A 14,330-nucleotide genomic window follows, 5' to 3' on the forward strand; every position below is an offset into this window, starting at 1 on the left:
CGCGCAATGGCAAAGCACGAAATCACAGGCTACAAACGAAAAAAACCGCCCAAGCCAGAGGCAAAGGCGATTTTTTTCGGGCTCCGGGCGTTAACCCGGAAAACAGATGATTACTGCATACCCTGCTGCATCTGACGCTGCTGTTGCATCTGCTGCTGCATTTGCTGCATGCGCTTGTTCAACTCATCACGCTGCTCCTGAGTGAACACTGCGTCCACCTTGGCCTGCATCAGCGTAGACATGGCTGTCATCTCGCCAGTCACATCACCCAGCTTCTCGGCGTTGTCACGAATTGCATCTTCGTCGTAATCCGGCTTGATCTGAGCCTGGATCTTCTGCTGCAGTTGCTGGGCTTCGCCCTGAAGCTCCTGAATCTCAGCCTGCATCTCTTCGATGATGCCGCGAATTTCTTCCTGCTGGTCTTCACTCAAGCCAACCATCTGAGCCAGCTGATCGACCTGGTCCGGCTGCCCGCCAGATTGCTGCGCCATCGCCGGAGAGGACAGCCCGATAGCAATCAAGGCAATTCCGAACAGTTTCACGAGCTTCATAGAAATCTCCACTAATCGATTATTTAAGTCGCTTTCGGTTTTCGAGCCCTACACCCTAAATCAAAACAACCGGGTATTTCACCCCGAACCCCCTTCTTTTTGTACATACTTCACACCCTCACATGCCTCAGCTCCCACCATGGGCGGGTTGAGAGAAATGTGAAAATTTAGTCATTACCGTCCATAATGGCGCCGTTCAGCCACTTCAGGAGTATCAACCATGGCCATTAACTGGTTTCCAGGGCACATGCACAAGGCCCGCAAGGAAATCAAAAAGGTAATGCCCCAGATGGATCTCATTATCGAGGTCGTGGATGCGCGCCTGCCATTCAGCAGCGAAAACCCGCTGGTTCCTGCCCTGCGCGGTGATACGCCGGTCATCAAAGTGCTCAACAAACGGGATCTGGCTGACCCGGCCATTACCGAACAATGGCTCAGCTGGCTCGAAAAGGAACGTGGCGTGCGGGCCATCACCATGACCCACAACCAACGCGCGGAAGCCCTCGACATCCTGCGGCTGGCTGGTGAAATGACGCCGGATCATGATCGCCAGAAGCGGGCGTTGCGGGTAATGATCCTGGGCATCCCCAATGTCGGCAAGTCCACTCTGATCAACACCATGGCGGGCCGGCCGGCGGCCAAGACCGGGAATGAGCCAGCAGTAACCCGGGCGCAGCAGGCCATCAAGCTGCCCGACAACGTCCTGCTCTATGACACACCGGGGTTTCTTTGGCCCAAGCTGTCCCCGGAGGCCTGCGGATACCGTCTGGCCATTAGTGGCGCCATTCGCAGTGCGGTGATTGAGTTTGAGGACGTGGCGTTATTCGAGGCGGATTATCTGCTGGACGCGTATCCCGAACTGGCAATGGCGCGCTACGGATTCGAAGAAAAGCCTCGGGACGGGCTGGCCCTGATGGACGGCATCGCGGAAAAACGACGATTCCTGGGGAGAGGCGGGGTTCCGGACCTGCACAAGGTGTCGGAAATACTGCTCAACGAATTCCGCTCCGGAAAGCTCGGGCGAATTTCGTTGGAGACGCCTGCCATGGTGGAGCAAGAAGCCCGGGAAGAGGCTGAACGTCAACGCGAAAAAGCAGACAAAGCCTGATCATCGAGACCACAACGGCAGACGTTGAACCATCCTGCCGCCACGTAGCCAGACGGCAGTGCGTCAAACATATCACGTGCCGTGCGAACCAGATGAGGCTGGTCGTAGAATCCGGCCTCAGTCGCCAACCGGGAGACGGATATACCCGGCTCCCAGAACGCCAATGCCCGGTTGATCTTCAGGTGCAGGAGAAAACGGCGCAGCGGCACGCCTGTTTCATGGCGAAACAGATGAGTCAGTCGTGACGAGGACAGCCCGACACTTTGAGCCAGAGAGTTCAGCTCCAGGCGCTCCGGCAGCTCCGCCCTCAGTTTCCCGCAAATGGCCGCTATACGGTCGTCCAGTGCAACGGGCGCGTGCCCACTCTGAGAAACCACCCTTGCCAACGCGCCAGCCATGGCCTCACAGTCTGTCTCCCCGGGGTCAGGCAGGTCCACACCGGCCAATGAAAGATCCGTGGAGGCCATGCCTGCGGCAACGGATTTCAGGGACCGCCAGTAAACGCTGTCGGGATCGAGCTGGACGCTCCAGATTCTGGCCTCCCCGGGCTCCAGTGCCTGAGGAACATCAGGGGCTACGATGGCGGCGCGGGTTTGCCGCCACTCACCGTTCACAGCCAGCCGAAAGGGGCGGTCAAGCCCCACCAGCAAGGAAGCGCTTATGTGTCGGTGGGAGCGGTTGGGCATCAACTGCCCGAGTATCTGCCAGTGATCCTGCCACAAAAACAAGGTGCCCTTGTGGCCCTGATCGCCGGTTGGCGTTTTAAGGGATGGTGCCTGCATGGCGCTACACTCAACTCTGCATTTCCCTGCAAGCATACCTCAAGCGGCCTTGATTCAGTGACTCTGAGGCTGACGCTCACCGCTATGGCCATTTTGGGCATGAGGCACCGGTATTCCCAGCTTTGCCGCAAACTCGATGCTAACGAAGATTGGCCCGATCAGCAGGAACACAAGGTCTTCCACGAACGACGGCTTCTTGCCTTCAATTTTATGGCCGACCACCTGGACCGCCCAGGCAACGATCCAGACCACAAGACTGGTCCAGAACAGGGACAGGCCACTGGCCAGAACACTTTGTATGGCCCACAAAGACAGCACAAACCAGCCGGCCATCAATGCGAATACCCAAAGCGACAGGCGCAGATAGACAGCACCCGACAACCCCGCGAGAATCGTGGCACCGTTGACCCAATAGGCCCCCGAGCCGGAAAGGCCCAGCCAGCCCCCCACCGGTATCAGCCAGAACAATCCCAGCGTTGATATCAGGATTGCCGGAACGCAGGCAATATGGACCCACTGGTTAACGGTGTTCTGATGGCTGTCGCCGTAATCATGCAAAAATTGAGACAGTGAACGCACGGTGAATCTCCCTCGGGTTATTGTTGATAAGCGCCATCTTACCAACGCCCATGATCGCCGCCTTGTACGTAACGGCTATGCCTACCCGCTTTGCCTTTTCCGGCACCTTACCAAGGTCAAATATCGCTACGGCGCCAAAGCGCCTAGACTGATGGTTATAGTCAGAGACAGAGGGGATCGGCCCGGTTCACGGTGCAGGCCCCGCTAAGGAGAAAAGTATGAGACGGGTTGTGGTTACCGGTATGGGCATTGTTTCCTGCCTCGGCAATTCCACGGATGCAGTGCTGGAAAGCCTCAAGGCCGGAAAATCCGGCATCCGGTTCAATGAAACCTATCGTGACATGGGCTTCCGCAGCCAGGTGGCGGGTTCCGTTGATGTGGATACCTCGGTCATTGACCGTAAAACCCGACGCTTCATGGGCCAGTCGGCGATGTACAGCTACCTCGCCATGGAACAGGCCATTGCGTCCGCACGGTTGACGGACGACCTGGTCTCCAACGACCGCACCGGCCTGATTGCCGGCTCCGGCGGCGCGTCCAGCGCCAGTCAGGTGGAGGCTGTGGACATCATGCGTGAAAAGGGCGTCAAACGCATCGGGCCCTACATGGTGCCAAGGATCATGACCAGTACCGTTTCGGCCTGCCTGGCCACCGCCTTCAAAATTCGCGGGGTGAACTACTCAATGTCGTCCGCCTGCGCCACCAGCGCCCATTGTATTGGCCACGCTGCGGAGCAGATCCAGTCCGGCAAGCAGGACATTGTATTCGCCGGCGGTGGCGAAGAAGAGGACTGGAGCCTGACCATGCTCTTCGACGCCATGGGCGCGCTCTCCACCAAGTACAACGATGCTCCGGAAACCGCATCCAGGCCCTTCGACGCCGGCCGTGACGGGTTCGTCATTGCTGGCGGTGGCGGAATGGTGGTGATGGAAGAGCTGGAGCATGCCCTCAAGCGCGGCGCGCCCATCATTGCAGAGCTGACCGGTTATGGCGCCACATCCGACGGACATGACATGGTCGCCCCTTCTGGCGAGGGCGCCATGCGTTGCATGCAACAGGCGCTGGCCACCGTCGAGGCACCGGTGGATTACATCAATGCGCATGGCACCAGCACACCAGTGGGAGACGTCGCGGAAATGAAGGCCGTACGGAACGTCTTCGGTAACAACGTACCGCAAATTTCATCCACCAAGTCCTTGTCCGGCCACTCTTTGGGGGCATCCGGGGTTCATGAAGCCATCTATTCGCTGATCATGCTGCAGAACGGATTTATTGCGGGCACCAAGAACCTGACAAACCTGGATGACACCATTTCCGGCATGCCGGTCGTGGGGCCTGATTCCAAAACGGCGCCACTGAATACAGTGATGTCCAACAGCTTCGGGTTCGGCGGAACCAACGCCTCGCTGGTATTCGGGAAAGTCTGACTCCCTGACGACCCTAGCTCGTGGGTTCGTCAGTGAGTTCCTTGCCGCCGTTCAGGGACAGCAGCTCCAGCTCCTCGGCCAATCCCGAGCGCCACGGGAGCTGCTTTACGCCGAAGGTGTTACGGATCTTGGTGCAGATCATGGTGGCGTTCGCGGGCTCCAGGGTTGCCCACGCGGGCGTTTCATCCACCACCCGGATACCATCGGGGATGCCCCTCAAACCGGTTATTGCAAGCCCCAACTCATAGAGCGAGATATCTTCCGCACCGGCGTACTGATAGGTGCCCCACACCTCAGCACCACAGTCGATCTGCTGGACAATCGCGGTAATTACCCGGGCAAGATCACTGACGGTCACGGGTTGGCCACGGCATTTGCCGGGTAGTTTGATGGTGTCGGACTCTGCGGCAACGGACTGCACCTTGCGAACAAAGCGCCCCAGGCTCCAGCCCGTCCTCAAAATAATGTGCCGCGGCAACAACGTTCTCAGCGCCTGCTCGCATTCCCATTGCCAGTTACCCAGCTCGTTACAGGGCTGACCGGGATTGGAGGCAATGTACGCACTCTGCTTTCGGCCGTCGAACACGTAGGAAGACGACAGCTGCAACAACGCGATGTTGTGCTCACAGGCATGCTCAGCCAGCGCCACGGGCAACGAAAACGACGCCTTGTGGGCCAGTTCGGGGTTCTTTTCCGCACTTTCAGGGTCCGCAAGCCAAAGCGCATTCACGATCAAGTCGGTATCGTCGGGAACCCAGCCTTCCAACGCCGAAAGATCCGCAGTTTCAAGCTCGCTGATCAGCAACGGGCTGACATGGAGCGAGGTGTTCCTCAAACGCTCCAGCAATACCCGCCCCAACGGGCCATAATCATGAACAACAAGAACGTGCACGAGCGCTCACCGCCTCCGATTTCTATCTTCGCAACGGGTAACAGTACCGTTGCCACTTCATCTGTATACTGACGTATGTCTTCACCACACTGTAATCGTTCCCACAGCTTGTTGGAACGCGTACCCGGGATATCACTGATATGACGGGCACCCGATACCGTTAGAGCCAATGGCACGCGAAGTACACCCCATAGAATACGTGTCGGAGTACTGAGCAGACCTGACGAGCATACAACAACAGGACCCTACATGCTGAAACAACAAAGCCATATCGTTGCCCCCATCCCGGATGAGCTCCGCACCCGCGCACTTTATACCGTCAACGAGCTTCGGGAGCGGGGAAAGGCGGACAAGATAGCCATCGACAAACTGTTCGAACTGATTGTCGAGATGACCGACAACGGTCTGGATTTCTTTTTCCTGGAACCCCTGCGCCGGCTGAATGCCAGCAGCATGCTGATGGGCATGGCCAGAATGGGCATCAGCAGCATGCTCAAAGGCAGCAAGATGGTCGTCCACAAAGTCCTGAAAAAACTGGACGACCGCAGCCTGGCCGCAATTCTCGACTTCATCGAGGAAATCATCCACGAGCCGGAACCCGCTTCCTGATCACCTACCCTGCTGCGGTGTTGCCCGAATCCTCGTACAGCCTGGGCACCCGGGCTGTAATACCCGTCAGCAGTTCGTAGCCAATGGTGCCGGCGTGTTGTGCCACTTCATCCACGCTGACATTCCGCCCCCAAAGCTCCACCAAGTCGCCGGGACAGGCCTCAGGGGCGCCCGTCAGGTCCACAGCCAGCATGTCCATGGACACCCTGCCAATCAGGCGTATGCGGTTACCGCCGACCCACGCCGGAGTGTCTGTACCAGCATGGCGAGGATAGCCATCACCATAGCCAATGGCCACAATCCCCATTCGTGTTTCCTGAATCGCGGTCCAGCTGTAGCCATAGCCCACGGACTCTCCCGGTTTTAGGGTTCGCACGGCGGTCAAAGGGGCTTCCAGTGTCATCACCGCTTCCAGGCCCAGCTCCGGACCTGTCTTGCCCAAGGTCGGGGAGGCGCCATAAAGCATGATGCCGGGACGGGTCCAGTCGAACGACGGCTGGGCAGGAAGAAAATGGGCGGCGGAATTGGACGCACTTTTCTCAAGTTTAGGCCAATCCACCACTGCTTCACTGAATACCCGCGTCTGCTGGTCAGTGTCATCGCGGGAAATGTCGTCCGCGCAGGCAAAGTGCGTGACGAAACCCGCTACCGTCTCTCCCGCACCAATGGTATCCAGGCGCGCCATGACATCGGCCAGTACGCTCGGCGCGAAGCCAAGCCGATTCATGCCGGTATTCACTTTGACCCAGACCGTTGGCCTCTCATCGGCTTGATCCAGCCAGTCCAACTGGTAGCCACTGTGGACCACCACTTCAAAACCTTCGCAAACACACGTCGCGACATCCCCGGCACTGTGCATGCCCTGCAACAACACCACAGGATGATCAACACCGGCCTCACGGATCGCCAGGGCCTCTTCCAGGCAGGCAACGGCAAACTTGGGGGCATCGCTCGCCAGGGCCCGTGCGACTTCACGGATGCCATGACCATAGCCATCAGCCTTGATAACGGCCATCGCCCGGGCCGGGCTGGCCAGCCGGCAGGCGAGGCGATAATTGTGGCGGAGTGCACGGGTATCAATACGGGCAACGGTCTTCCGTGGCATTAATAATCCCCGCCGTAATCGCCGTGGGCCAGATCCTCGAACTTGGTGTACTTGCCGATGAAGGCCAGTCGCACAGTGCCAATGGGGCCGTTACGTTGCTTGCCGATGATGATTTCGGCAATGCCCTTGTCGGAGGTGTCCTCGTTGTAGACCTCATCCCGATAGACAAACATGATGACGTCCGCGTCCTGCTCGATGGCGCCGGATTCCCGCAGGTCCGAGTTGACCGGGCGTTTGTTCGGCCGTTGCTCCAGGCTCCGGTTCAGCTGAGAAAGCGCCACGACCGGGCAACTGAGTTCCTTGGCGATCCCTTTCAGGGAACGGGAGATCTCGGAAATCTCGGCGGTCCGGCCCTCGGTGTTGCCGGGCACCCGCATCAACTGGAGGTAATCCACCATGATCAGGCCAAGCTTGCCTTCGTTCTCCCGGGCAATACGACGAGCCCGGGAACGCATTTCGGTTGGGCTCAGGCCAGGTGTGTCGTCGATATAGAGCGGCTTGTCTTTCAGCAGACTCACCGCGGATGTCAGTCTGGGCCAATCGTCTTCTTCCAGCTTACCGCTACGAATCCGGCTCTGATCAATACGCCCCAGGGACGACAGCATACGCATGACCAGCGCATCCGCCGGCATCTCCATACTGAACACCAGAATCGGCGCGCCGGTGCTTATCAGTGCGTTCTCGACGATGTTCATGGCAAAGGTGGTCTTACCCATGGACGGTCGCCCCGCCACGATCAACAGATCCGCGGGCTGCATCCCCGACGTCCACTCGTCCAGGTCCTTGAACCCCGTTGTCAGCCCCGTTGTGGTCTCGCCAGACTCGAACAGCTCCTCAATACGACTGAGGGCCTTGGTGAGAATCGGATTGATGGCCTGCGGGCCGGAGCCCTCCTTGACCCGTGACTCGGCGATCTGGAAGACATTACGCTCGGCTTCGTCCAGGATCTCGTTGCTGTTCCGGCCCTGGGGATTAAACGCCGAATCGGATATCTGGCCGGACACCTGCACCAGTTGTCGCAGGATAGAGCGCTCCCGCACAATCTCGGCATAGGCGCGAATATTGGCCGCACCGGGGGTCTTCTCAGCCAGCTCCGCCAGATAGGAAAGCCCACCCGCGTCTTCGATATCACCGGCACGCTCCAGGAATTCGGTCAGCGTGACAACGTCGAGCGGTTCGCTTTCGCCCGCCAGTCGCTCGGCAGCACCAAAAATGAGGCGGTGATCCTGGCGGTAAAAGTCGCCAGCGGAAATGATCTCCGAGATTTCATCAAATCGGCGGTTGTCCAGCATCAAGCCACCAAGCACCGCCTGTTCGGCCTCCACGGAATGAGGTGGGACCTTGATTCGGCTGGTCTCAGGATCGCTGTTTACCGGTTTGAAATTCGGGTTGGCCATGGAAACGTCTTCGTCTGGGCATCACATCCGTGACAGTTTACGGGGATTGTCGATGCGATGGGAGAGCTACGGAAAACACAAATCATACACCAGAAAGCAACAGGCCCGGAATCCACCTGAGTGGATTCCGGGCCTGTATGGCTGCACCGGGTAATAACCCGATGTTCAGACTAAACCGTCAATTTACTCGGCCACAACAGCCAGGTTAATTTGAACGGTTACGTCAGAGTGCAGCTGAAGCTCGATTTCGTACTCGCCAACCACGCGGAGCGGGCCTTCGGGCAGACGAACTTCACTTTTCTCAACTTCGGTACCGGTGGCGGTAATCGCATCTGCGATGTCACGCACGCCGATGGAGCCGAACAGCTTGCCTTCTTCACCAGCCTTGGAAGTGATGGTGACCGAAGCACCTTCCAGAGCCTCACCACGGGCCTGGGCGGCAGCCAGCTTCTCAGCAGCTGCTTTTTCCAGTTCCGCGCGACGCTCTTCGAAAGCCTTCAGGTTGTCGGCGGTTGCCGCAACGGCCTTGCCATAAGGCAGCAGAAAATTACGACCGTAACCGGCCTTTACCTTGACCTTGTCACCGAGTGAACCAAGGTTTGCTACTTTTTCGAGCAGAATAACTTCCATCTCGTTAACCTCTTCGTGCTTTATTCAGCCGGGCCAGAGGGCTTCATTCGCCTCCGGATATCCAGCCAGCTATCCACAAAAGCCAGAACTACCAACAGAATCATCAGGCTTGGACCAAGCAGCACCAGTGCCAGGTAGAACAGCACCAACCACTGACCGCTCAGATTTTTACGACCGATAACGCCATGAACCAGGGCCAGACCCGCCACAAACAGCGGCAAACCTCCAACCCAGCCCAGCAGCATGGAATTCAGCCCGAGAACGGGCCCCGCCACCATGGTAATCACACAGATAACCGCGATTGCCGGTGACAGCCGGAGTGAGTGAAACTCGGTCCGGAATCCGCCGGGGTTATACAACCCGGCCTGCCAGGATCTCGCCAGCATGGTCATGCACACCCCGAGTACCAGGTAGGTGCCCGCCATACTTGCGTTCATGGTTTGCCGAATGACTGTTTCCAGCTCATTGCCAAGACTGCTGGCGATTTCGGCGTTGTACTCTTCGTAAAACCTGACCCCGGCCTGCACCAGATCGTTCAACAGATCCGGGTAAACCAAGGGCAACATCAAGCCTGTCACAATCCCCAGGAAACTGCCTGCGAGCAGCGCTTTCTCCCAGGACAGGGTTATTCTCAGGATGGACGCCATTAACATTGCCTGAAGCAACACCACCAGTGCTGTCGGGTCCTGCCCGAACCAGCTCCAGCCGAGTGCCGGAAGCAATGCCCAGAGGCCGATACTAAGCCCCTGGCTGATACCCAGTCTGAGAATGACCAGGCCAATAACCGCCGCACCTATCCAGAACAACAGGGGTATTGCAGTGGTAACTGCTGCCACCCCGCCTGCCTGCAGAGGACCGCGCATTACAAACTGTGCCAGTGCACGCATGGTCCCGGGTCCTGTCTATTCTGTTACTTAGTTATCGTGGCTGTCCGAATACGGCAGCAGTGCCAGGTAGCGGGCACGCTTGATAGCGGTAGCCAGCTGACGCTGATAGCGTGCCTTGGTGCCGGTAATACGGCTGGGCACGATTTTGCCGGTTTCAGTGATGTAACCTTTCAGGGTGTCCAGATCCTTGTAATCGATCTCTTTAACACCTTCTGCCGTGAAGCGGCAGAATTTACGACGTCTGAAAAAACGAGCCATAACTTAACTCCTCAACTCCGGTGATGGTTTTACTCTTCTTCGTCCTGGGTTTCAGCCTGCTGACGTGGCTCGTCAGATTCGGCTGAACGACGCGGACGATCATCGCCGCCACGACGGTCTTCACGGGACTCGGAAGCTTTCATCGGGGACAGATCGACGTCAGCACCATCGCGGCGCAGGATCATGTCGCGGATGATGGCATCGTTGAAACGGAAGTTGTGAGTCAGCTCGTCCATCGCTGCCTGTGAACATTCAATGTTCATCAGAACGTAGTGAGCCTTGTGGATTTTATTGATCGGGTAAGCCAGGTGACGACGGCCCCAATCTTCCAGGCGATGCACCTTACCGCCATCTTCGGTGATGACGCCGGTATAGCGCTCGATCATCGCGGGCACCTGCTCGCTCTGATCCGGGTGTACCATAAATACGATTTCGTAGTGACGCATGAGTTCTCCCTACGGTTTAAACAGCCTCCAGCACAGGCACCGGTTTCAACAAACAGGGCAAATGCAAGAAGCAAGGAGGTGGCAGGCAAAGCTGCCGGCTTCTTTTTGCTTTTATCAACAAGACATTACGCATAAAGCCTGTTCAAAAAGCCGATACTGATCACCAGGATTTCAGGCAATACAATACCGCCCCCTGAAAAGGGAGTCACGTATTCTAGGCGTGTGGCTGATACTATGCAAGCCGTTGACGCAAGGCTTCGTAAAGGCAGACGCCGGTAGCCACCGACACATTGAGACTGTCCACGTGGCCAAGCATGGGGATATTAATCAACAGGTCGCAGTGTTCCCTGGTCAGGCGACGCATACCCTTGCCCTCGGCACCCATCACCAGGGCAACCGGGCCGGTAAAATCCGCCTGATGCAGGGTACTGTCCGCTTCGCCGGCGGTGCCAATGAGCCAGACACCGTCGTCCCTGATCGTACGCATGAACCGCGCAAGATTAGTGACGCGTACCAGGGGCACGGTTTCAGCCGCACCACAAGCCACCTTCCTGACGGTTGGCGACAAAGACGCGGATTTATCCTTGGGCACGACCACAGCCTGGACGCCCACGGCATCAGCGGTTCGCAGGCAAGCGCCCAGGTTGTGGGGATCGGTCACACCATCGAGGATCAACAGAAACGGTGGCTTTTCGGATCCGGAAAGCATGGCCAGGAGATCATCTTCACTCCATTCACGGCTTTCGGAAACCGCCGCCACAACGCCCTGATGCACGCCGGCTACGCGCTGATCCAGTTCCTTGCGATGAACCACCTGCCAACGGACCCCAAGCTCACTCAGAGTATCAGTTACCGTCTTGACACGTCGGTCTTCGCGGCCAGTCTGTATCCACACCTGCTGCAAACGTTCAGGCTCGCGTTTGAGGACGGCCTCAACCGCATGCCAGCCAAAAATGTACTCTTCAGACACGGCCTATTTTCCTGACTTGCGGGGCTTTCGTTTCTTGTCAGCGCCGGCGGTTTTAGCCGGCGCCTTCTTGCTCTTGCCCTTACCCAGTGCAAGTTTGGCCGCTTCAGCCACCAGCTTGTCACGGGCCGACATCTCGCCATCATCATCGAACGTTGGCGTGACCGCGTCGGACGCGGCCGATTTGCCAGAGGGCTTTGAGCCAGTCGCTTTCCTGCGGCGGGGTTTGGCGGCCGCATCACCACCTTTGTCCCGGTCAACTCTGGGGGTACGGCCGGCGCTGGATTTGCCCCCCTTACCTCGCCCCTTACCTTTGCCCTTGCCCTTATCCCGCGGCTCTCGTTTGGTGACCTCCAGCGCATCCCTGTCGGCTTGGCGATGCTGCGGCTCGCTCACCAGCTCCAGGTCGACCTTGCGGTCTTCCATACCCACACGCATCACCTTCACGCGGACCTCATCGCCCAACCGGAAGCTCATAGCGGTGCGCTCGCCGATCAGCCGATGCTTGGCGGCATCGTGATGGAAGTAGTCACCATTGAGGGTAGACACATGCACCAACCCCTCAATATAGACGCCGGAAAGCTCCACAAAGAACCCGAAAGGCACAACGGCTGCAATCACGCCGTCGTACTCCTCGCCAACATGATCCTTGAGGTATTCGCATTTGAGCCAGGCCATGACGTCCCGCGTTGCGTCGTCCGCGCGGCGCTCCGTCATTGAGCAGTGCTCGCCCAATTGATGCATTCTGGGCAGGTCATAAGGGTAATCTGCCAGTTCCGGGTCACGCTTAGGCGGCACAGACACGTCTTTGCTGCCGTCCTCGCCGTGAATCACGGACTTGATACCGCGATGCACGATCAGGTCCGGATAACGGCGGATCGGCGAGGTAAAGTGGGCATAACTGGCAAACCCCAGGCCGAAATGGCCGCCCTCATCCGGGCTATAGACGGCCTGACTGAGAGAGCGCAGCATCACCGTCTGGATGACATTCGCATCGGAACGATCTGCAATACTGGACAACAACGCCTGATAATCAGCGGAGGTTGGCTTGTCACCGCCCCCCAGCTGCAACCCCAACTCGCCCAGGAAGAGCCGCACCGCATTGAGACGCTCCTCGGATGGGCCGTCGTGCACCCGGTAAAGTGATGGCACCTTGTGCTTCTTGAGGAATCGCGCCGTTGCCACGTTAGCGGCGAGCATGCATTCCTCTACGATCTTGTGGGCGTCGTTACGCTTGACCGGAACGATTTCCTCGATTTTGCGATTGGCGTCAAATATGACCCGTGTTTCCGTGGTCTCAAAATCGATGGCACCGCGCTCCGTCCGGGCTTTTCGCAGCAATTTGTACAGGTTGTAGAGATTGTGCAGGTGCGGCAGCACATGAGCGTATTGCTCAGATAACCGGTAACCCGGCTCGGAATCCGGCCGCTCCAGCATGTCACTGACCTTGTTGTAGGTCAGTCGCGCGTGGCTGTGCATCACCGCCTGATAGAAGGTATAGCCGCTGACGCTGCCGTTGGCGCTGATGGTCATATCCGCCACCATGCACAGCCGATCCACACCCGGGTTCAGGGAGCACAAACCGTTGGACAGTTTTTCCGGCAGCATCGGCACCACGTGATCCGGAAAATACACGGAGTTGCCACGGTTAATCGCCTCTTCGTCCAGCGGTGAGCCAGGACGCACGTAATGGGATACATCGGCAATCGCTACCAGCAAGCGGTAGCCACCGCGCGGGCGCGGCTCACAATAGATCGCGTCGTCAAAATCCCGGGCAGTTTCATCGTCGATAGTCACCAGACGCAGGTTGCGGATATCCACCCGATTCTGCTTGTCGTTTTCGGTAACTTCATCGGCAATGCCGGCAATCTGCTCGCCCACGGCCGGCGGCCAACTGTGAGGGATATCGTAGGACCGGATGGCCACATCGATTTCCATACCCGGCGCCATGTGCTCGCCAAGTACTTCCACCACCTTGCCTGTTGGCTGGGTACGCACCGTAGGCTGGCGCAGGATGTCGACCACGACGTATTGGCCGTGCCGCGCTTCATTAATATGCTCTGCGGGGATCAATACTTCGTGGTTGATCCGGGCATTTTCCGGAACCACAAAGGAGATGCCGCTTTCCTGGAATAGCCGGCCAACGGTTTGATGGGTGCGATACTCCAGTACTTCTACAATCACACCTTCGCGCCGACCACGATCGTCCACCCGGTCCACACGGGCGGCAACCCGGTCACCGTGAAAGACCTGGCGCATCTGGCGAGCCGTCAGAAACAGATCCGATCCGCCGTCATCCGGGATCAGAAAACCAAATCCATCCTTATGGCCAGTGACACGGCCAGTGACCAGATCCGCTTCTTCAATAGGCAGGTAGGCTCCCCGACGATTGCAGATCAATTGTCCGTCCCGGCACATGGCGATCAACCGACGGCGCAGAGCTTCTATGCCCTCTTCGGACTGCTGCCCCAGTTCACCACACAGTGTCTCATGAGTGGCCGGCGCCCCCCGTTCTTTCAGATGGTCGAGAATGAACTCCCGGCTCTGAATCGGGTTGTCGTATTTGCTGGCCTCACGCTGCGCATGTGGGTCTTTGTCCGTCTTCTTTCTGGAAACCATTCGTATCCTTAGTCTGACTTCCCTGCTGGAAATCAATCGTTATATTGCGTTTGCAAAGGAGTATAACGCTGCC

General features: G+C 57.9%; 15 protein-coding genes. 3 read left to right on the forward strand and 12 right to left on the reverse strand.

Translation table 11 applies throughout. The features are described from left to right. Window positions 1-110: 110 nt before the first annotated feature. Window positions 111-551, reverse strand: coding sequence for a Spy/CpxP family protein refolding chaperone (locus tag MDG893_RS16250; RefSeq protein WP_007154906.1), 441 nt, complete (start codon window positions 549-551; stop codon window positions 111-113). A 220-nt stretch (window positions 552-771) separates the two neighbouring features. Between MDG893_RS16250 and ylqF the strand changes: the two genes are divergently transcribed. Then, a complete protein-coding gene (ylqF, locus tag MDG893_RS16255; RefSeq protein ID WP_007154907.1) occupies window positions 772-1,659 on the forward strand; it encodes a ribosome biogenesis GTPase YlqF in 888 nt (295 codons plus the stop codon). On the opposite strand, the gene MDG893_RS16260 is transcribed toward ylqF, so the two are convergent. After that, window positions 1,632-2,441: an AraC family transcriptional regulator gene (locus MDG893_RS16260; RefSeq protein WP_007154908.1), complete on the reverse strand. Its 810-nt coding sequence runs from the start codon at window positions 2,439-2,441 to the stop codon at window positions 1,632-1,634. The two genes, ylqF and MDG893_RS16260, sit on opposite strands and share 28 nt — an antisense overlap. 54 nt (window positions 2,442-2,495) lie before the next feature. Continuing rightward, the gene (locus tag MDG893_RS16265) at window positions 2,496-3,020 is read right to left on the reverse strand and encodes an Mpo1 family 2-hydroxy fatty acid dioxygenase (RefSeq protein ID WP_007154909.1); all 525 of its coding nucleotides are present in this window, start codon (window positions 3,018-3,020) and stop codon (window positions 2,496-2,498) included. Between the two features lie 218 nt (window positions 3,021-3,238). Between MDG893_RS16265 and fabB the strand changes: the two genes are divergently transcribed. Then, complete coding sequence (gene fabB, locus MDG893_RS16270; protein WP_007154911.1) at window positions 3,239-4,447, forward strand: beta-ketoacyl-ACP synthase I; 1,209 nt, start codon at window positions 3,239-3,241, stop codon at window positions 4,445-4,447. A 13-nt stretch (window positions 4,448-4,460) separates the two neighbouring features. Here fabB and MDG893_RS16275 read toward each other — a convergent pair whose 3' ends face one another. Continuing rightward, window positions 4,461-5,339 (reverse strand): sugar nucleotide-binding protein, encoded by an 879-nt coding sequence (locus MDG893_RS16275; RefSeq protein WP_007154912.1) that lies wholly within the window; start codon window positions 5,337-5,339, stop codon window positions 4,461-4,463. Window positions 5,340-5,588: 249 nt separating this feature from the next. Here MDG893_RS16275 and MDG893_RS16280 point away from each other — a divergent pair, with 249 nt between their 5' ends. Continuing rightward, window positions 5,589-5,948 carry a hypothetical protein gene (locus MDG893_RS16280; RefSeq protein WP_007154913.1) on the forward strand — a complete coding sequence of 120 codons (360 nt, stop codon included), beginning with the start codon at window positions 5,589-5,591 and terminating at the stop codon, window positions 5,946-5,948. Window positions 5,949-5,952: 4 nt separating this feature from the next. Here the strand turns inward: MDG893_RS16280 and alr are convergent, their stop codons facing one another. From alr to rnr, 8 genes are all read right to left on the reverse strand, one after another. Next, complete coding sequence (gene alr / locus MDG893_RS16285; RefSeq protein WP_007154914.1) at window positions 5,953-7,053, reverse strand: alanine racemase; 1,101 nt, start codon at window positions 7,051-7,053, stop codon at window positions 5,953-5,955. Next, complete coding sequence (gene dnaB / locus MDG893_RS16290; protein WP_007154915.1) at window positions 7,053-8,450, reverse strand: replicative DNA helicase; 1,398 nt, start codon at window positions 8,448-8,450, stop codon at window positions 7,053-7,055. The genes alr and dnaB overlap by 1 nt, the downstream gene beginning before the upstream one ends. A gap of 183 nt (window positions 8,451-8,633) precedes the next feature. Further along, a complete protein-coding gene (gene rplI, locus MDG893_RS16295) occupies window positions 8,634-9,080 on the reverse strand; it encodes a 50S ribosomal protein L9 (protein ID WP_007154916.1) in 447 nt (148 codons plus the stop codon). Window positions 9,081-9,100: 20 nt separating this feature from the next. Further along, on the reverse strand, window positions 9,101-9,967 hold the full coding sequence (locus MDG893_RS16300) for a YybS family protein (protein ID WP_007154917.1): 867 nt from the start codon (window positions 9,965-9,967) through the stop codon (window positions 9,101-9,103). Between the two features lie 27 nt (window positions 9,968-9,994). Further along, entirely contained in the window at window positions 9,995-10,225 is a 231-nt protein-coding gene (gene rpsR, locus MDG893_RS16305) for a 30S ribosomal protein S18 (protein ID WP_007154918.1), read from the reverse strand. A 29-nt stretch (window positions 10,226-10,254) separates the two neighbouring features. Next, entirely contained in the window at window positions 10,255-10,671 is a 417-nt protein-coding gene (gene rpsF, locus MDG893_RS16310) for a 30S ribosomal protein S6 (protein ID WP_007154919.1), read from the reverse strand. Window positions 10,672-10,903: 232 nt separating this feature from the next. After that, on the reverse strand, window positions 10,904-11,641 hold the full coding sequence (rlmB, locus tag MDG893_RS16315; protein WP_007154920.1) for a 23S rRNA (guanosine(2251)-2'-O)-methyltransferase RlmB: 738 nt from the start codon (window positions 11,639-11,641) through the stop codon (window positions 10,904-10,906). Window positions 11,642-11,644: 3 nt separating this feature from the next. Further along, the gene (gene rnr / locus MDG893_RS16320) at window positions 11,645-14,257 is read right to left on the reverse strand and encodes a ribonuclease R (protein ID WP_007154921.1); all 2,613 of its coding nucleotides are present in this window, start codon (window positions 14,255-14,257) and stop codon (window positions 11,645-11,647) included. Window positions 14,258-14,330: the final 73 nt, after the last annotated feature.

The sequence above is a fragment of the Marinobacter algicola DG893 genome (assembly GCF_000170835.1).
Lineage (GTDB): Bacteria > Pseudomonadota > Gammaproteobacteria > Pseudomonadales > Oleiphilaceae > Marinobacter > Marinobacter algicola.